We start from the raw sequence: 18,770 nt of genomic DNA, 5'->3' as shown, positions 1-18,770 counted from the left end.
GGCAGGGGCAGCGGGGTGCGGGGTGCGGGGTGCGGGGTGCGGGTGAGAACGGGCGACCCGAGCGGTGCGGTGCGGTGCGGGTGGGAACGGACGACCCGGGCCGGGGCCACGGGGGCGGTACTCCGCGCGGCGTGCCGGGGGGAGGCGGCGGTGGAGGAGCTGTGGAAGGCGCCGGTCGAGGTTGGCGGAGGGCGCCCGTGGAGAGCGTTGGCGGAGCCGGTTGATGCGGGGGCAGACACGGGGTGGATGCCGCGCGCGGCAACCTCCGTTATCGGAAGTGCCGTTGGCGTTTCGGGGCGCGTGGGGGGCAAGCCGGGCGGGGCGGGGGCGTCATCGGATGTATTCGGGGCGGGAACGGGGAGGCGGGCGGGGAGGGCTGAACGGAGGGGCGTTGTCAGGGTTCGACCGGGGTATGGCGAGCTGTTTCCACGTACAGGGCGCCCGTCCACCCACTCGCGTGGGCGCCTGGAACTGGACGGTGGACGCGTGGACGCGCGGGCACCCGGCAGTTGGATGCTGGACGCGTGAGCGGCTGAGCGGCTGAGCGCGTCAACGAGGTGCCGATAAGCGTGAGTCGACCCTGAGCCGGACGAAGCAGGGCGCCCTGGGGCATGAGTTGGTGGGGTTCGACAATGACGAGGGCGCCCGGGCACAGGCGACTCCCGTAGATGTCGAGCCGTAGTCGTTGGCCGGTTTCCGGCCCACTATTGGCTGTGGGCAGCCCACCTTGCCGCTCAGGCCTCGTCCTTCGTCAGGGTAGGGCCCGGGCACACGCACTCGCGGAGAGCCGCCGGTGGTTCCAGGTAGTGCCCTGGCGGCGTCCCGGGTATAGGGGAACCCGCGGCGGACGGTCGTCCCGATGACCTTGAAGACCGGGTGCGCGGCTTCGTCACCTCCAGCGGCCGACCTTGGCTCTCCCCTATACGCGAGCGGTTCGTTCGCGGTGGGGCGGTCGGGGGTGGACATCGCGGCACTCCAGCCGGGCCCTACGCCGCTCTCGACCGTCCCGTGCGCGAATGCCTCGATCTGCTGAGCCTTCATCACTGCCTCCTCGATCGTGCGTTGTCATGACGTGCGGTTAATGAGTTGGACCCCGCAGACCCCGATTCGTCACGCGTCCGCGGTGAGGATTTTTTTCCGGACTGATCCGACGTGGCTGCGTGACATTCGGCGTTCTCGCGTGTCGAAAGAAATGAACAAACGAGAGGAGCCGCCGCGTGTCGGGACACCGCAAAATCACCAGGCCGGGTAGCGCGGGCACCGGCAACACGGCGCTGCCAAGCGCCTCGGAAAGCGACGTCACATCCACGATCGGGCCACCGCCGACAAAGACGGCAGCTGGTCTGCTCACGTCCGAACCACCGGTCGACGAGCTACTCGCCGTACGCGCGGGAGAGGGTGACGAGGACGCCTTCGCCGCGCTCGTGCAAAGGCATGTGGGGCCGCTGCTGCAGCTTGCTGAGCGGTTGCTCGGCAACCGCGCCGAGGCCGAGGACGCCGTTCAGGACGGCTTCGTCAGCGCCTGGCGCAGGCTTCCCGAGTTCCGCGGCGAGGCGCGGTTCAAGACGTGGATATACCGCATCGTCACCAACCGCTGTCTGAACCTCCTGCGCTCGCGTCGCCCGGTCGTCCCGCTCGACGGCTCCCCTGAGCCGGCGGCACCGGACCACCAGGCTTCGCCCGAGCGCGTAGCCGAGTCGCGGGCCACAACCAGCGCCTTGTTCCAGGCACTGTCCCGGCTCTCGCCGGAACAGCGGGCCTGCTGGGTGCTCAGAGAGTTGAACGGACAGACGTACGAGGAGATCGCCGAGCTGGTCGGGATCAGCACTCAGGCAGTTCGCGGCCGTATCTTCCGTGCACGACGTGGCCTGACGGAGGCGATGGGCGCATGGCGATGACCGACAAGCCGAGTGGGAGGGGCCGCATGCATGGTCCGGTGCCGGAACAGATGCCGGGAGATGAGCGGTTGGTGTGTGGCCGGATGCTTTCCGATGTCTGGGAGACCGAGGGCGGCAGCGAGAGTGATCAGCATGCTCGCACTTGCCCTTACTGCATGGCCGCGTTGGCCGACCTCGATCTGCTCGGAGCCGCGGTCCTGGAGCTTCGTTCCGGTGGCGCTCCGCAGGACACGGAGTATCTCGCCGAACGCGTGATGGATTTGGTCCGCCTGGAACCTCGGTCTGGTCGCCGCCGGCCATTCGGCGACTCCGACGGTGGCACGTGGTTCGACGAGACGGAGATGGCACGGGTGCTGTGCGCAGCCGCCGAGTCGCTTCCGGGGGTGCGAGCGGGTTCGTGCTGCATCATGCCCATCGTGGTGGACGAGTTGTACGAACCGTTCGGGAGTCCCGACGCCGGAGTGCGGGCCGGCGGTGCGCCGGTCCGCGTGCGACTGGAGGTGGCTTTGCCTTTCGTTCCCGGTATCGACGAGCTCGAGGATCGGGTGCGTCAGGAGGTGCTCACAGCCGCCGACCGCCAATTGGGCATGCGTGTGGCATCAGTTGACCTACTCCGTGCTGACTGCTTCGGCGGGGCCGATTGTGGAGGGCCGGGACGATGACGCAGCACCGTGGAGGCCCGAGGTGGGTGAAAAGCGTGTGCGTTGGCCAAGGAGTTGTCGGAAGGATGCCGGGCATGACTGAGTTGCCGAGCACTACTGTCCCGCCCAGCGCCGTTCTTGACGCCTTCGGTGTGAAGGGCTCCCCGGTCCCACTGATTGGTGGGCAGGGGCGGAGCGTTCTCGTCGGTGAGTTCGTGTTCAAGCCTGCCGACGGGTCCGCCGACGAGGTTGAGTGGGCGACTTCCTTGTTCGAGAGCCTGGTGCCGGACGACAGCTTCCGGCTCCCACGGCAACTCCGGGCCACTGATGGTCGGAGCGTCGTGGACGGTTGGACGGCCAGTCAGTTCCTCGCCGGCGAGCCTGGTCCTCGCGAACATTGGGTCGGTGTGCTCAGGGCCGGACGTGCCTTCCACGCTGCCCTGCGAGGAGTGAGCCGACCGGATTTCCTCGACCGGCGAACCCATCCGTGGGCTGCGGGCGATCGGGTCGCGTGGGGAGAGCAGGACATCGACGTGATCGACGATCTCACCGCTCCGTTCTCGGCTCTTCTGACGTTGAGGCGCCCGATAAGGCAGATGGACGCTCAGCTCATTCACGGTGACCTCACCGGCAATGTGCTCTTCGCCGAGGACGAAGCGCCTGCCGTGATCGACTTCTCGCCGTATTGGCGGCCGCCGGCGTTCGCCGAGGCCATCGTGGTCGCGGACGGTCTGCTCTGGTTCGATCTTCCGTCCAACCTGCTGACCGGTGACGGCGATCATCCTGACTGGCCGCAGATGCTGGTTCGCGCGCTGATCTTCAGGCTCGTCGCGCACAGCGAGAGTGCGGGGCCGGCTGAGCGGGCTCAGCCCGGTGAGCCGGAGCGGTATGCAAGGGCCATCGACGTGGTGAGGAAGTTGGCAGCGCTTCAGAGTTAGTCGGTTCCTGGGTCATGTCCAGGTGAGGTCAAGGGGTTTCCAGGTCGCTGGCAGTGCGTTGGGCCCGTTTGGGGGCTCCTCTGCGCCTGGTACGGACGAAAGTGAGGTGAGGTCGGTGACTGCGGTTTCGGTGCCTCGGGGCGTCGGCCTCAGATCACGCCCCGCGCGTTGGCGGTTTGTGCGGGCGATCAGTGGCCCGTGGGTGGATGCGGTACGCCGGTGGACGGGTTCAGCCCAGCAGCAGCGAGGTGGGCCGGGCGGAGAGCGCCTGGTCCAGCACCAAGGATGCGGCTCCTACGGCGGCGACGTTCTCACCGAGGATGGTGGTGACCACCGCCGTCGGATGCGTGGCCTTCACAAAAGGGGACCTAGCGACCATCGGCGCGATGACTGGCAGGAGATGGTCGGCGAGCACCTGCCAGGTCGTACCGCCGAAAACGATGGTGTCGATGTCGAGGAGGGTTGCGGCGGCGCAGACCCCGCGGCCGATCCGGACGGCCAGTCGGTCGATCAGGGTCTTTGCTGCTTCGTCCCCTTCGGCGACGAGCGTGGCCAGCCGCTCGACCCCGCGGGGGGCGTCGGCCGGGTCCAGCACGGTGAACTCCCCGCCGAGCACCCCGAGGCCGATGGCTTCGTCGACGAGCATACGAATCGAACAGCCCGCGCCGAGGCCGCCGACCTCGCCCGCGTTTCCGGAGACGCCGCGCAGCACCGTGTCCTGGACCACCAGGCCCATGCCGGAACCGGTGCCGAAGTAGAAGAACAGGAGATTGTGACTCGCGGTGGCGGCGCCCGCCCAGCGTTCGGCCACGACCGCGGCGGTGACGTCCTTGTCGAGCAGGACCGGGTAGCCAGTCGCTTCGCTGAGCCGGTCCCGCAGCGGGAAGCTGCCCCAGCCCTGGAGTTCGGGGGGATCGAGGACCTGGCCAGCCGCGGAGTCGATCGGACCGGGAGCGGCAATGCCGAGGCCGAGCAGGCGTTCGGCGTCGATACCAGCACGGTCGATCAGGGCGCCCACGGAGTCGGCCATGTCGGCCACGATCTGATCGGAGCCCCCGCCTCGCGGTGTGCGCTCGCTGTGGTGAGCGACCACCGCACCGAGCAGATCCACCAGGACGTAGGTGATGACCGCGGGATCGAGGTGGACACCCACTGCGTATCGGGCGGTGGGGACGACCTCGAGGAGGGTACGTGGTTTGCCGGGACCCGTGCTCTGCTTCCCGGATTCCCGGGCCACGCCCTGGTCGAGCAGGCGACGGGTGATGTTCGAGACGGTCTGGGCGGACAGGCCGGTGGCCTGGGCGAGTTCGACCCGGCTCAGGCCGGAGGGGTGGCGGCGGATGGCATCGAGGACGACGGACTCGTTGTAGTCGCCCATGCGGGGCAGATTGGTGCCGCGCCGAATCGGCGGTTTGTCGTTGCCGGCGCTGTCGATGGTCGTCAACCGTGTCTCTCCCAGCCTGGGACGGCGGACGCGGCGCCAGGCCGCCGTCCCTTCGACGGCGATGATGGCTGGCATGCTACGCCACCGGGTTCCGGAGCCGACCGGAGTGGCCCAGCCGCCGTCCCGTCCTCACCTCCTTCGTCGGCGGCCGGTGTCGTCTTTCTGGCGCTAAGTCGTGGTGTATGCGGGATGTGGTGGTCAGGCACGCGGGATGCGCAGCGTCATCATCTGGAAGGGACGCAGCGTGATGGCCAGGCCGTCGTCGGCGAGATCCGGTCGAGCGGTGTCCGCGAGCGGGCGCTCCAACAGGTCGGTGAGGGCGGACCGGTCGGAGGCAAATCCGTCTGCCCGGAGCGTGGTGCGAGTACGGGCGCCGTTCGCCTCGTAGAGGCGGACGACGAGGTCGCCGCTGCGGTCGTCGGCGAGCTTGACGGCGCTTACCACGACGGCGTCGTTGTCCACGGTCACCAGGGGTGTGACGGTGTTCGCGCCGGCCACCCGGCGCTCGGGGAGGTTGGCCCGGTAGCCTTCGCGGACGGCGTCGCCGATCGTGGCGCCTGGCACCAGGGCGTGCCGGAAGCGGTGGACTCCCTGGTCGGTCTCGGGGTCGGGGAAGCGGGGCGCCCGCAGCAGAGAGGCCCGCACCGTGGTCGTGGTGCCCGCGTCGGCGCCGGTGCGCACCGCGCGGGTGACGTCGTGGCCGTAGGTGGCGTCGTTGACCAGGGCGATGCCCCAGCCGGGCTCGTCGAGGTGGACGAAGCGGTGGTTGCACGCCTCGAACTTCGCCCACTCCCAGCTGGTGTTCTGGTGGGTGGGCCGGTAGACGTGGCCGAACTGGGTCTCGGAAGCGTACCGGTCGGCCCGTACGTCCAGCGGGAAGGCGAGTTTCAGGAAGCGTTCCGTCTCGTGCCAGTCGACCTCGGTGTCGATGTCGATCCGCTTGGCGTCCGCGGGCAGCGAGAGCAGTTGGACGACGCGGGAGTTGCCGAAAGTGCGCTCGATCCGCACTCCGGTGCCGTCGGGACGGAGGTCCGTGGTGTCGGTGAGGTCGGTGCCGACGTTGCGGTAGAAGGCGTCGACGTCCCATGCGTCCCACTGGTTGGGCAGGTCGGGGTGGAGCTGGAGCAGGTTGCCCGCCTGCCCCGGGGCGATGGACTCGCGGTCGGCCGCGATGTCGTAGGCCGAGACCACCAGGCCGCGTCCGTCGATCTCGACCCGCAGCAGGCCGTTGTCCAGGACGAAGCCGCCGCCCTCGCGAGGGGTGGGGGCCACCGATGCGCCCAAGGAGGTGCCCGGCGCCGCCCCGCCGGAGGGGACGCCGCTGCGCCCGTGTGGGGCCGAGTTGAACACCAGATCCGCGGCATCCGTCTCCGCGGCCTGGTTGCCCGTACCGCTCGGCGCGCCCGCGAGTGCGCCCTGCGCCTGGGCGATGATCGCTTCGAGTTCGGCCGCGACTCGCGCGTACGTCTGGCGGGCCTCGCTGTGCACCCACGCGATCGAGGAGCCGGGCAGGATGTCGTGGAACTGGTGCAGCAGCACCGTCTTCCAGAGCCGGTCCAGCGCCTCGTAGGGGTAAGGGGCACCGGTGCGGACGGCAGCGGTCGTGGCCCACAGTTCGGCCTCGTAGAGCAGGTGCTCGCTGCGCCGGTTGCCCCGCTTGGTCTGGGCCTGGCTGGTCAGGGTGGCGCGGTGCAGTTCCAGGTACAGTTCGCCGACCCAGACCGGCGGGTCGGGGTACTCGGCCTCCGCTTTGGCGAAGAAGGCTGCGGGCGCCTCCCATTCCACGGTCGCCGACCCTTCGAGGCTGCGCAGCCGGGCGGCCTTGGCGACCATCTCGCGGGTGGTGCCGCCGCCTCCGTCGCCGTACCCGGTCGGCGCGAGGGAGTGGCTGGCGGCGCCCTTCTCCTTGAAGTTGCGCGCCGCGTGTGCGATCTGGCTGCCCGCCATCTCGCAGTTGTAGCTGTCGACCGGCGGGAAGTGCGTGAAGACGCGAGAGCCGTCGATCCCCTCCCAGGTGAAGGTGTGGTGGGGGAAGGTGTTGGTACGGCTCCAGGAGATCTTCTGGGTGAGCAGCCACTTGGAGCCTGCGGCCTTGATGATCTGTGGCAGGCCGGCGGCGAAGCCGAAGGTGTCGGGGAGCCAGACCTCCTCGTTGTCCACCCCGAACTCCTCGATGAAGAAGCGCTTGCCGTGGACGAACTGGCGGGCCATCGCCTCGGACCCGGGCATGTTCGTGTCGGACTCCACCCACATGCCGCCGGCGGGCACGAAGCGGCCGTCGGCGACCGCCTGCTTGACCCGCGAGTACACCTCGGGCCGGTGCTCCTTGATCCATGCGAACTGCTGGGCCTGCGACATCGTGAACACGAAGTCGGGGTCGTCGTCCAGCAGGGCCGTCATGTTGGAGGCGGTGCGCGCGACCTTCCGTACCGTCTCTCGGAGCGGCCACAGCCACGCCGAGTCGATGTGGGCATGGCCGACCGCGCTGATCCGGTGCGCGGCCGGGACCGCGGGCGCGGCGAGCACACCCGCCAGCGCCTCCCGCGCGGCCTGAGCGGTGGCGTTGACGTTCTGCAGGTCCAGGGCGTCGAGTGCGCGACTGACCGCGCGCAGGATCTCCCAGCGGCGCGCACCCTCGACGGGCAGTTCCGCCATCAGCTCGCCGAGTACTTCCAGGTCGAGCACCAGGTTCCATACGGTCTCGTCGAAGACCGCCAGCACCATCGGTCCGAGGACGTACTGGGGGGCGTCGCCGGCGGTCGCCCGGTCGCCGAGCGGCGTGGGCATGAACGGCACGTCGCTGTCGATGACCGGGTTGGACGCGGCCTCGATGTGCCAGTGGACCTGCTCGCCGCCCTTGGCCGGCGAGGCCACGCGTACAGCGGAGTTGCGCGGGTGGAGCCCCTTGATCGGTGTGCCGTCGGGCCGGTAGACGAGGCCCTCGCACTGGAAGCCGGGGCTGCGCGGGGTGAAGCCGAGGTCGAGCACGGCCTCGACGGTCCGGCCGGCCCAGTCCTCGGGCACCGTTCCGCTGACCTTGAACCAGCTCGTACCCCAGGGCGCACCCCAAGGTGTGCCCGCGCTGATGGGCCGGGTCTGTGCCGACAATCCCTCCGCCACAGGTACGGGTTCACCGGACGTGGACCAGATCTCCACGGTCAGCGGCACCGTCTCCGGGTGGATTGCCGGGCGGATGCGCTCCCGCAGGACGCGCTCCAGGCGGGCCTCGACCAGTTGGCGGTCGTCATGCATGAGAACGGTCTCCTGATGGCTGGACTCGACAGGGCGGGGTGCTGCCGGTCAACGACCGGCTGTGGCGGCCGGTTCCGGACGCTCACGGAGGACGGGGGTGTCCGAAGACTGCTGCGGCGATGTACCTCTGCACCGAGGGCGCCGCGACATTTCCGGCCCTTCGGACGCTCGATCCGTGCCCCACGGGGGGCGGGACGAATCCGCCGCAACCGGCAGCGGGAAACGCTTCCCCAGGGCGACACGGGCGGTGGGCGCCCGGCGGATGTCGGTGGCCAACGTCGTTGCACGCTCCCATTAGCGCTAGGCGGGACAGGCAAGGCGATCGGGTTCCTGCGGTGTCGGCGACCAGACGTCGCGGCGCCGGGTGAACGGCGGCCGAGTCCCCCGCACGGTAGGCGTCGGTGTGGTGCCGTACGAACCTACGAACAGGCAACGGAGTTTGTCAATACGTTTTACGAACCCCGCTTCGGCCCCCACCACCCCGCCCGGGCACGCGTCACCGAAGGGGTTGCTGCGGAGGGACCCCCGAGCAAGCCCGCAGGGCGGGTGGCGGCCGACGGGCGGTCGGAGTCAGCGCGAACCGGTCGGCGTCCTCCGCCGGTTGCTGATCCCGGCGCGGGCCGCGGGCGTCACCGGGCGATGTCGAACGTCCGGGTGGCGGAGTCGAACGAGGAGGTTTTCGCGCCGGGCATCTTCCCGGCGGCGGCGAGGCCGACGTTGACCCTGTCGACGTCCTTGCCGAGGTCGGAGTCGGAGGCGACCCGAAGTCGGACCCGTACACGGATGGTGGCGCCTGCCTCGAGGGAGGTGCTCAGTACCCGGACTGCGGAGCCGTTGCCCGGCCCGGCCGAGACCCAGCGGTGGCCGTCGTACCGCTGGACGGTGAAGCCGTCGGCCACCTGGTCGCCGGTGGGGTCGCAGCTGATGACGGTGTCCGGGTCGCACGGGGAGATATCGAGCCCGGCGTTCAGGGGTGCGATGTCCCGGGTGGAGTTGTTGCGGACCTCGTACGTCGCCTCGGACCAGGTTCCACTGCGGTGCAGGGTGGTGCCGTGTCCGGGTGCGCCGACCTCGGTGACGGTCACCGCGGCGAGTGGGGCCTGCACACTGTCGGTCGCCAGGGTGCGGCCGGCGGCGCTGAGGGTCACGTGCACCGCCACCGCGTCGTCCGCGCGGGACGGCCCGTACTGCGGGTTGAGGTAGACGCGCCAGAGGCCGTTGTCGTCGAGGGGCACGGTGTAGCCGCCGGTCAGCGTGTCGAGTCCAGCCGTCGGGCCGGGGGAGCGGGTCAGTTCGAGAGCGGGCCAGCCGTCCCAACCGGTGGAGTCCTGCGGCTCGTACTGCGTCTTCAGCGACTTTCCGGCCGGTACGTCGAAGCGCAGGGTGACCTTCGCCTGCGGCGGGTGGGCGCTGTTGGTGTGCACGGACATCGCCAGCAGGCCGTCCGTGCCGCGGGCGTAGGTGTCGATCGCGTTCAAGTGGACGGACACCGGCGGATCGGGGGTCGGCGTCGGGTCGGACTTGGTTCCGCCGCTGCTCCCGCAGGCCGCAAGCGCTCCGACCAAGACGGCAACGACCGCCCCTACCCGCCACCGTGCAGTCCCGGTTCGCATGCTGTCCCCCAACAGTCGGTCGCCGGCCGGTGGGCCGAGTCTGCCACAGCCCCGCCGTTCACCGGGCCGAGCCGCGGACACGGCCAAGTGACCGCCCCGGTAGCCCCGTCGGCAGCAGGAGGTGCCGCCTGCGACGCGCCAAGCCGATCGGCCACATATGACGGGTCCCGTGACCTGGGAACTCGGCGGACCGGCCAGCAGCATCGGAGGTGCGGGGCGCCGGCCGCGGCAGCGACGGGCGGGGCCCGCACACCACATGAGCGAGCGAGTGCGAGGAGGCGGATTGCGATGGCGGAGACGAAGGGCGTGCTGCTGCCGACCTATGTCGTGGCCGATGAGTCAGCGTCGATGGGGCCGTATCTGGGCGACCTGCAAGGCGGGGTGACGTCGCTGTGCGAGGGGCTGCGCGCGGAGCCGATGGTCGCGGCGAAGCTGCGGCTGGCGGTGCTCGGCTTCTCCGACGACGTGCAGGTGCGGCTCGCCGTGGCCGACATGCGCACCGAGACCTCCCTGCCGCAGGTGGCGATCCGCGGGATGACCAGCTACCGGGCCGTGTTCGACGACATGCTCCAGCGCATCCCGTCCGACGTGCAGTGGCTGCGGGGCGACGGCTACAAGGTGCACCGCCCGGTGATCTTCTTCCTCAGCGACGGCCAGCCCACCGACGGCACCGACTGGCACTCCGCGCACGCCGCCCTGGTGGACCGGGAACGGACCCCGACTGCGCCGAACATCATCGCCTGCGGCATCGGCGACGCACTGGCGCAGACCATGGTCGACGTCGCGACCCGGCCGGAGTTCGCGTTCGTGGCCAAGCCCGGCACCGACATCGGCAAGGCGGTCGCGGAGTTCTTCCACTCCCTGACGACGAGCCTGGTGGCGACCGGCCACGCGCTGAACTCGGCCGCACCGCAGCTCGTCGTCAACCAGCCCGACCAGTTCACGCTGGCGATCGACGAGGTCGGCCTGTGACTCCCACCGACCCGCGGCGCAACCCGTCCGGGAGCCCCGTGCCGCCACCCGCACCACCGCACGCCCCCGCAACCACCGTGCCGACCGCAGCCGCTGCCGCGGGCGGCGGCCCGCAGCCCTGGCAGCGGATCACCGTCGACATCCCCGGGATGGAGTTCGAGGCGCGGCCCCCTGACCAGTACGCGTTCGACTTCCCCGACAGCGAGTGCGACGGCTGGTCCACCGACCACCTCACGGTCCGGTTCGCCTCGATCCGCGGCGCGAAGCACCGCTACTACCGGCAGCCGCGCCAGGACGCCGCGCGGGCCGCGGTGCACGAGGCGACCGGCAGCGTGGTGTTCGTCGTCGCCGACGGTGTCTCCAGCGCCACCGAGTCGCACCAGGGCGCCGTCGAGGCGAGCCGGGCCTGCGTCGAGCGGATGCTGCACCTGCTCAGCCAGTCCCCCGGCCCCCTCGACCTGGCCGATGTCGCCTCCTACGCCGCCGCCCGCCTCGAAGAGCTGGCCCGGTGGCGGCTGGGCACCGCCGACGTGACGCCCGACGACGTGGCCCGGCTGTACGCGACCACCGTGGTGGCCGGCACGGTCCGCCCCGCCGCCAACGGCCCGCGCGTCGAGGTTTTCCGCATCGGCGACTCCGGTGCCTGGCTGCTGGACCGGGCCGGCGGCCACTACCGGGCGCTGTTCGGCACCAAGACCGGCGGCGCGACAGACGCGCTGGTCACGAACGAGGTGGCGCCGCTGCCGCACGTCCCCGTCCAGCCCGAACAGGCAGCCTTCCAGCTGGGCGACCCCTGGCTGCTGCTCGCGGGCACCGACGGTTTCGGCGATCCGCTCGGCGACGGGGACGGCGCGGTCGGCGCGCTCTTCGCCCGCCACCTGGCCGTACCCCCGCCGCCGTTGTGGCTCGCCCACGTGCTGGACTTCTCCCGCGAGACGTTCGACGACGACCGCACGCTGCTGGCCGTATGGCCCCGGACGAACCCGGGACCGCCGCCCGGGGCCGGGTCGAGATGACCGCCGCCGGCCCCGCGTCCGTCGACGCCGCCGCCCTGGTGCTGGGCGACCGCCTCGGCCAGGGCGGCCAGGGCACCGTCCACCAGGTGCGCAACAAGCGCATCAACAAGTCGGCGCCGGACGGCGGTTGGGAGGTCGTCTACAAGGAGTACGGCCCCGCGGCGCTGCCCGACCTGGACGCCCGGGCGCTCGACGCGGCCGTGGCGCTGCTCGGCCGGCTCCCCGAGGGGGAAGCCCGCTGGCTGTGCGAGAAGACCGCGTGGCCGGCGGTCGTGGTCAAACGCCAGGGCCTGGCCTGCGGGTTCCTGATGCGGGCCGTCCCCGACCGCTTCCACTTCACGCTGAGGACGCTGGCCGGTGCGAGCACGGGGCCGCGGCGGCTGGCCACGGTGGAGTACCTCCTCAACGACGACACCTACGTCGCCGGGATCGGCCTGTCCGTGGGCGACCGCGACCGGCTGCTGCTCCTCGCCGACCTCGCCGCGACCCTGGACCGCCTCCACAAGCTGGGGGTGGCCGTCGGGGACGTCTCCCCGAAGAACCTGCTGTTCACGCTGACGCCCCGGCCCGAGTGCTTCCTCATCGACAGCGACGCCATGCGGCTGAACGGCACCAGTGTGCTGCCGCAGGCGGAGACACCGGACTGGCAGATCCCGAACGGCGAGGAGCGCGCCACCCCCGCGAGCGACACCTACAAGCTCGCCCTGCTGGCCGTCCGCCTGTTCGCCCGCGACCAGGCGACGACGGACCCCGCCCGGCTCGCCCGGGCCGGTACCGCCCTCGGCGACCTGGCGCGCGCCTCCCTCGCCCCTACCCCGGCGACCCGGCCCACCCCGGCGGCCTGGGCCGAGCAGCTCACGTCGACCGCCGCCACCACGACCAACCAGCCGCCCACCGGCGGCCGGAAGAAGGGCGCCCCGACGGCGGGCGCGAACCAGCGGCCCCCCGGGCAGCCCAACGGACCGGGCGTCGCCACCCGCGGCCCCCACGGCCCCGGCTCCCCCGGCTCCGGACCCGGCCGCCCCCGCACCGCCGCCGCCACCGCCGCCGGCATCAAGCAGGCCGCCGGCATCCTCGCGGGAATCCTGATCCTGGTCCTCCTCATCGCGACCGGCCACCACCACCATGCCCAGTCGCAGGCCGACACCCCCGCCACCGACCCCGGCTGGAGCGACACGCCCTTCCCCGACCCCGGCACCACCTCGGCCGACCCGTACGACACCGGCGACGACCTGGGCAGCATCGGCGATCCGGGCGGCGACCCGTCGGACGACCCGAGCGACGACCCGTCGACCGACCCCGACACCCCGTCCCCCACGCCCACCGACCCCATAGCCACCGCGGCAGTCGGCGACTGCTTCGACGACGCCGGTGACAGCGCCCACGCCGACCTGAGCACGACCTCCTGCACAACAGGGACCTTCAAAGTCGTCCAGGTCAACAGCGACACCACCGACCTGAAGAGCTGCGACGGCGTCACCGACAGCGACGAGAGCGTCTCGTCCACCGCCTACGACCGCGTGCTGTGCCTGAGCTACCTCAGTTCCGGTGGCAGCTCGTTCCACGCCTCCCAGGGCGACTGCGTGTTCGGCGCACCCGGCGCCGACGAGTGGTCGACGCTGCCCTGCTCGACCGGCACCTTCAAGGTCCTGGCCGTCTACCACGGCACGACAGCCCACTCGAAGTGCGAGAACTGGCCGCACTACAACCAGTGGCGCACCATGACCGTCCCCGGCAACTCCGGCCTCGACGTGCTGCTGTGCCTGTCCATGCAGTACCCCGACGACGCCGGCTACGCGACGCGCAACGAGTGCCTGGTCAAGTCGGGCAACACCTTCACCAACGTCGGCAGTTGCGCGAAGTCCAACGTCTACGTCTCGGGGCGCACCAACACCTACGACGACCCCGCCTTCTGCCAGGGCGACGCCTCCGTGTGGTGGCGCTCCAACGACTACCCGACCTTCGCCTACACCGTCTGCTGGCGCTGGCGATGAGCCCGGGCCCGCCCCGCCGGGACGTCGCGCGCACCGCAGCGGAGAGGGCCCGGCGTCCTTCCGGTGAGGGGCGACTACCCAAGGCCAGGTGCGAGGCCATATCGTCCCTCGCATGGCACAGAAGGTAGTGACTCTCTACACCGATGACCTCACCGGGGAAGAGTCCGCAGAGATCGACACGTACACGATTCTGGTCAACGGCGCGGGGGTCGAGATCGATCTCACGCCGGACAGCCACGACAAGCTGATGGAGGCGCTGAGCCCCTTCCTCCACGCAGAGGGCGCCCGCCGGGTCCGCGACGCCGGCACCGGCCGCGGCCGCCGTCCCCGGGGCGCGGCGACCCGCCCGGCCAAGGACGACGACTCCGCCGCCGTGCGGGCCTGGGCCAAGGAGCAGGGCTACGACATCAACGACCGCGGCCGGGTCCCGGCGACGGTACGGGAAGCGTACGAAAAGGCCCACTGACCCCTGCCCCGCCCAAGGCACCGCCGCCGCGTCCACCCACCCGGAACCCCGGTTCGGAATCCCTCCGAGCCGGGGTTTCCGCATTCCGGCCGCCCGCCCCGGGTCCGCGCCGGGCCTGCCGCTCCCCTGCTCGCGGAGCTGCCCCCGGGGAGCGAACGGTACTTGCGCGAGGCGTCGTACGAATGGCACGCCAGCGCGGGCCTGGAGCGGCTCGGCCGGATCAGCCGGACTCGGCACCCGGTGCTGGAGACCGTCGAGGGACGCCGGCTGCGACCGGACACCGAGGCCGTGGTCACCACCGCCGCGGCACTCGGCCACGAGGTGCACTGCGCCACCACGCGGGTGCGGCCGCCGGACGGCGAGCCAGTCTGGGGCGCCGTCCACGCGAACCCCGTCGTCGACTTCGCCGCCCGGGACATCACGGACGAACTCGCCGACTACGCGGCCGCGCACCGCATCGACGGCATCCGCACGGGCAACGAGTACCTCACGCCTCTGGCCGCGCGGCTCTGCGGACGGCTGAAACCGCCGGGCAATGACCCGGACCTCGCGGCCGGCCCACGCAACAAGGCGGTGATGGCCGCCCGATTCGCTGCGCACGGCGTGCACGCCCCCTCGACCCTGGTGGCCGGGTCCGAGGCCGAACTGCTCGGCCTCGTCCCGGACCAGCTCGCGTTGCCCGTGGTCGTGAAGCCCGCAGCGAACGCCGGGTCCAACGGCGTGAGCGTCGTGTCCGATCCGCTCCGGCTGCCCGAGGTGTATGCCGCGGCACGGCGGCAGGGCGGGGAGACGGCGCCGCTCGGCATCGCGCTCGACGACCGGGTCCTGGTCCAGGAGTACGTCGCCGGGCAGGAGTACAGCATCGAGTCGGTGACCCAGGACGGGCACAGCCGACACCCTGGCGATCACCCGGAAGATCACGACGCCCGGCGCGCACCGCGTCGAGATCGGCCACTCCCTGCCCACGCACCTCGCCCCGGAACTCGAAGACCGCGTGCTCGCGGAGGCGACGCGGACGCTGGCGGCGCTCGGCATCACGGACAGCGTCTCGCACACAGAGGTGATCGTCACACCCGACGGCGACTGCAAGGTGATCGAGGCCGCGGCCCGGATCGGAGCCGGCCGTATCGGTGTGCTGGTCGAACTCGCCCTCGGCGTCAGCATGCCGCGGGCCAGTGTCGACCTGGCGCTCGGTCGGCCGGTCGACGTCGAACCGCGTCACAGCGGGCACGCCGTGTCCCGGTTGGTGGTCTCGCCGGCCCCGGGCGTGCTGAAGGAGCTGCGGAACCTGCCCGAACCCGGCGGCGAGGTGCACCTGGTCCAGGTCACCCGGCCGCTGGGCAGTGCCGTGACCGGCCCGCAGTCGAACAAGGGGCGGGTCGGGCACTTCGTCGTCCACGGCAGGGACGACGCCGCCGTCAACGCCCGGGCGGACGCATTGCTGGCACGGGTGGCAGTCGTCGTCGACCAGGACAGCGGGACGGAGGCCACCGGTGGACGTCCGTGAGTTGGGTATCACAGGGGGGCCTGGCTCTTCGCCGCGCCGGTGCTCAGCGGTGAGCGCGGCGTGCACGTCGAGCCCTACAGCGCCCCGGAGTTCGCCGCCGCGGTCGGCCGGCCGGCCGCTCACACGCGGCCATCTCAACGTGACAGTGGCCCGGGCGGGTAGCGTCTTCGGCGTCCACTACGGCGACCTGCCGCCCGGGCAGGCGAAGTACCTGCACTGCGTGTCCGGTGCGGTGTGGGACGTCGTGGTGGACCTGCGCGTGGGCTCACCCACCTTCGGACAGTGGGAGGGGACCGTGCTGGACGACGTCGACCGCCACGCGGTGTACCTCAGCGAGGGCCTGGGCCACGCGTACGTCAGCCTGGCGGACCGCTCCACCCTGGTCTACGTCTGCTCGCAGCCCTTCATGCCCGACCGCGAACACAGCGTCAACCCGCTCGATCCCGGGCTGGGGATCGACTGGCCGTCCACGGACCGGTACAGCAAGCCGCTGGCCCTCAAGGTCGGTCCGCGCGACGGGTCCGCGCTGACCCTCCGGCAAGCCCTCGCCGCGGGACGCCTGCCCGCCCTGTCCGCTCTGCCGTGGTGCTGTCCCTGTGCGTCACCAACTGCGTCCGCTCGGGCGTCTTCGGCGTCCTCGGGCCCGAAATCGCCACGCACTCCATCGGCGCCTCGGGATGGGGCGCGGTGGTCAGCGCCCGGGCGGTCGGCGTTTTGGCACTCAGCGTGCTGATGTACCGGCTGACGTTCACCCGCCTGCTCGGCACCGGCCAGGCGTTCCTGCTGCTCGGCTCGCTGCCTGTCATCGCCCTGGGGCTGCACTCCCCCGAGTGGTTGCTCATCCTCACCGCGGCCGCGGCCGGAGCCGGCTCGGGCGTGTTCGGGCCCGCCTGGGAGACCTCGCTGCAACAGCACGTGCCGAACGAGATGCTGTCCCGCATCTCCTCCTACGACGACCTCGTCTCGTTCGTCGGCGTACTGCTCGGATAGGCCGTCATCGGGCCGCTGGCGATCGCGTTCGGCGACACCCGTGTCGCCTTCACCGGCGGCCTGATCTTCCTCGCCGCTGCCTTCCTGCCGCTGCTCGCCCCGAGTGTCCGGCAGTTGCGGAGCGAGTGACCCCTGGAGCGTGCGCCGCCCGCGTGCCCGGGGCCTTCACCCCCGAACTCGCCGAACGCAGCTACGACGGCTTCTCCATGTACGGCGCCCAGTTCCGCCTGCTGGCCGGCCTGGACCCGGAACTGCCCGGTCCGCCCACCTCCACCGCGTCCGTACGGTGGTTCCACCCGCCGGCCGGAAAGCTCCGCGAGGTGCGCGGCGCGGCGCGGCTGGCCGAGGACCCGGCGGTCTTCCTGCACAGGATCAAGGTCGCCCCGGACGACGTGATCCCGGTCTGCCGTGACGGTTGGCAACGCGTCGGCTACTTCGCGGTGCACGCTCCCGGCTCCGCGGAGGTGGCCCCGGCAAGGTGGCCGAGCTGCTCGCGGAGGTCCGGTTCGAAGTCGATCCGGCCGAGCCGGCCGGCGCGGAAGAGCCGCGGTGACAGCACGCGGGCCCGGGTCGGAGACGGTCCGACCCGGGCCTGCGGAAGAGCCCCCTGTCGGGTTCGAACCGACGACCTACGCTTTACAAGAGCGTCGCTCTGGCCAGCTGAGCTAAGGAGGCGCGGGGGTCAGTGTACCGGGCCGGGGGTGCCGGGGTCGGGGAAAATCCTGTCCCTGCGGCTGGTGACAAGACGGAAATCGGCAGGTAGCGTCACGGTGAGCCCGCTGATCAGGTGGGCTGTTCGATTTCGCGGAACACCTCCGGAGCTGCTCCGGGAGGTTCCTTTACTCGGATCGTCCGGCACGTTCCTGCCGGTGAAGGGACTGTCACAGTCATGGCAACTGTCACGTTCGACAAGGCGACCCGGATCTACCCGGGCGGCGACAAGCCCGCGGTCGACGGCCTCGACATCGAGGTCGGGGACGGCGAGTTCCTGGTGCTCGTCGGCCCGTCCGGCTGCGGCAAGTCGACCTCGCTCCGCATGCTCGCGGGGCTGGAGGACGTCAACGCCGGCGCCATCCGCATCGGTGAGCGCGACGTCACGCACCTGCCGCCCAAGGACCGGGACATCGCGATGGTGTTCCAGAACTACGCGCTGTACCCGCACATGACCGTCGCGGACAACATGGGCTTCGCCCTGAAGATCGCCGGCGTCAACAAGGCCGACATCCGCAAGCGGGTCGAGGAGGCCGCGAAGATCCTCGACCTGACCGAGTACCTCTCGCGGAAGCCGAAGGCGCTCTCCGGTGGTCAGCGGCAGCGTGTCGCGATGGGCCGCGCGATCGTGCGTGAGCCGCAGGTCTTCCTCATGGACGAGCCGCTGTCGAACCTCGACGCGAAGCTCCGTGTGCAGACCCGTACCCAGATCGCCAGCCTCCAGCGCCGGCTGGGCGTCACCACCGTCTACGTCACCCACGACCAGGTCGAGGCCATGACGATGGGCGACCGCGTGGCGGTGCTCAAGGACGGTCTGCTCCAGCAGGTCGACAGCCCCCGCAACATGTACGACCGCCCGGCGAACCTCTTCGTCGCGGGCTTCATCGGCTCCCCGGCGATGAACCTCGTCGAGGTCCCGATCACCGACGGCGGCGTGAAGTTCGGCAACACCGTGGTGAACGTGGCGCGCGAGGCGGTCAAGGCCGCGGCCGACAAGGGTGACAAGACGGTCACCGTCGGTGTGCGCCCCGAGCACTTCGACGTCACCTCGGGCGGCGCCGCGGGCCTGTCCAAGGAGGGCCCGGAGGGCCTGGCCGTGACCGTCAACGTCGTCGAGGAACTCGGCGCCGACGGTTACGTGTACGGCTCCGCCGAGGTCGGCGGCGAGCACAAGGACCTGGTGCTCCGCGTCGGCGGCCGCGAGATCCCGGAGAAGGGCGCCGTGCTGCACGTCGTGCCGCGCCCGGGCGAGACCCACGTCTTCGCGACCTCCACCGGCGAGCGCCTCAGCGACTGACGCGCAGACGGCACTTCGGCGGGCCGGTACG

Annotated in this window: 14 protein-coding genes, 1 tRNA gene and 3 pseudogenes; 13 read left to right on the top strand and 5 right to left on the bottom strand. The window is 71.1% G+C overall.

What is annotated here, in order from left to right:
- Window positions 1-1,310: 1,310 nt before the first annotated feature.
- The 3 genes from AC3EVP_RS23665 to AC3EVP_RS23655 all read left to right on the top strand — a co-directional run bounded on the left by AC3EVP_RS23665 (window position 1,311) and on the right by AC3EVP_RS23655 (window position 3,477).
- A complete protein-coding gene (locus AC3EVP_RS23665; protein ID WP_435132822.1) occupies window positions 1,311-1,898 on the top strand; it encodes an RNA polymerase sigma factor in 588 nt (195 codons plus the stop codon).
- Window positions 1,889-2,560 carry an Asp23/Gls24 family envelope stress response protein gene (locus tag AC3EVP_RS23660; protein ID WP_435132736.1) on the top strand — a complete coding sequence of 224 codons (672 nt, stop codon included), beginning with the start codon at window positions 1,889-1,891 and terminating at the stop codon, window positions 2,558-2,560. Before AC3EVP_RS23665 ends, AC3EVP_RS23660 begins: the two co-directional genes overlap by 10 nt.
- Window positions 2,561-2,634: 74 nt before the next feature.
- A complete protein-coding gene (locus AC3EVP_RS23655) occupies window positions 2,635-3,477 on the top strand; it encodes an aminoglycoside phosphotransferase (RefSeq protein WP_435132734.1) in 843 nt (280 codons plus the stop codon).
- 229 nt (window positions 3,478-3,706) lie between these two features.
- On the opposite strand, the gene AC3EVP_RS23650 is transcribed toward AC3EVP_RS23655, so the two are convergent.
- From AC3EVP_RS23650 to AC3EVP_RS23640, 3 genes are all read right to left on the bottom strand, one after another.
- A complete protein-coding gene (locus tag AC3EVP_RS23650; protein ID WP_435132820.1) occupies window positions 3,707-4,855 on the bottom strand; it encodes an ROK family transcriptional regulator in 1,149 nt (382 codons plus the stop codon).
- A 264-nt stretch (window positions 4,856-5,119) separates the two neighbouring features.
- On the bottom strand, window positions 5,120-8,173 hold the full coding sequence (locus AC3EVP_RS23645) for an alpha-mannosidase (RefSeq protein ID WP_435132732.1): 3,054 nt from the start codon (window positions 8,171-8,173) through the stop codon (window positions 5,120-5,122).
- A gap of 629 nt (window positions 8,174-8,802) precedes the next feature.
- Entirely contained in the window at window positions 8,803-9,663 is an 861-nt protein-coding gene (locus tag AC3EVP_RS23640; protein ID WP_435132730.1) for a hypothetical protein, read from the bottom strand.
- A 411-nt stretch (window positions 9,664-10,074) separates the two neighbouring features.
- Between AC3EVP_RS23640 and AC3EVP_RS23635 the strand changes: the two genes are divergently transcribed.
- The 9 genes and pseudogenes from AC3EVP_RS23635 to AC3EVP_RS23595 all read left to right on the top strand — a co-directional run.
- Window positions 10,075-10,758: a vWA domain-containing protein gene (locus tag AC3EVP_RS23635; RefSeq protein WP_335981382.1), complete on the top strand. Its 684-nt coding sequence runs from the start codon at window positions 10,075-10,077 to the stop codon at window positions 10,756-10,758.
- 77 nt (window positions 10,759-10,835) lie between these two features.
- Complete coding sequence (locus AC3EVP_RS23630) at window positions 10,836-11,774, top strand: protein phosphatase 2C domain-containing protein (protein ID WP_435132728.1); 939 nt, start codon at window positions 10,836-10,838, stop codon at window positions 11,772-11,774.
- A complete protein-coding gene (locus AC3EVP_RS23625; RefSeq protein ID WP_435132726.1) occupies window positions 11,726-13,768 on the top strand; it encodes an LppU/SCO3897 family protein in 2,043 nt (680 codons plus the stop codon). The genes AC3EVP_RS23630 and AC3EVP_RS23625 overlap by 49 nt, the downstream gene beginning before the upstream one ends.
- Before the next feature lie 112 nt (window positions 13,769-13,880).
- A complete protein-coding gene (locus AC3EVP_RS23620; protein ID WP_335981376.1) occupies window positions 13,881-14,234 on the top strand; it encodes a histone-like nucleoid-structuring protein Lsr2 in 354 nt (117 codons plus the stop codon).
- 576 nt (window positions 14,235-14,810) lie between these two features.
- Window positions 14,811-15,107: pseudogene (locus tag AC3EVP_RS23615) on the top strand (ATP-grasp domain-containing protein); the annotation flags it as partial.
- A gap of 121 nt (window positions 15,108-15,228) precedes the next feature.
- Window positions 15,229-15,741, top strand: a complete 513-nt coding sequence (locus AC3EVP_RS23610) for an ATP-grasp domain-containing protein (RefSeq protein ID WP_435132724.1) — start codon at window positions 15,229-15,231, stop codon at window positions 15,739-15,741.
- A pseudogene (locus AC3EVP_RS23605) lies at window positions 15,728-16,216 on the top strand (dTDP-4-dehydrorhamnose 3,5-epimerase family protein); the annotation flags it as partial. The gene AC3EVP_RS23610 and the pseudogene AC3EVP_RS23605, both read left to right, overlap by 14 nt.
- Before the next feature lie 107 nt (window positions 16,217-16,323).
- A complete protein-coding gene (locus AC3EVP_RS23600; RefSeq protein ID WP_435132825.1) occupies window positions 16,324-16,731 on the top strand; it encodes an MFS transporter in 408 nt (135 codons plus the stop codon).
- Window positions 16,732-16,937: 206 nt separating this feature from the next.
- A pseudogene (locus AC3EVP_RS23595) lies at window positions 16,938-17,138 on the top strand (hypothetical protein); the annotation flags it as partial.
- 23 nt (window positions 17,139-17,161) lie between these two features.
- Here AC3EVP_RS23595 and AC3EVP_RS23590 read toward each other — a convergent pair.
- Window positions 17,162-17,290 (bottom strand): hypothetical protein, encoded by a 129-nt coding sequence (locus AC3EVP_RS23590; RefSeq protein WP_435132721.1) that lies wholly within the window; start codon window positions 17,288-17,290, stop codon window positions 17,162-17,164.
- Between the two features lie 42 nt (window positions 17,291-17,332).
- A tRNA-Thr gene (locus tag AC3EVP_RS23585) sits at window positions 17,333-17,406 on the bottom strand.
- A gap of 214 nt (window positions 17,407-17,620) precedes the next feature.
- Between AC3EVP_RS23585 and AC3EVP_RS23580 the strand changes: the two genes are divergently transcribed.
- Window positions 17,621-18,739, top strand: a complete 1,119-nt coding sequence (locus tag AC3EVP_RS23580; protein ID WP_335981331.1) for an ABC transporter ATP-binding protein — start codon at window positions 17,621-17,623, stop codon at window positions 18,737-18,739.
- The last annotated feature ends 31 nt before the right edge of the window (window positions 18,740-18,770 follow it).

Source organism: Actinacidiphila sp. bgisy144 (genome assembly GCF_057708105.1).
The sequence above is the reverse complement of the archived record's forward strand: the minus strand, read 5'-3'. Positions and strand labels throughout refer to the sequence as shown.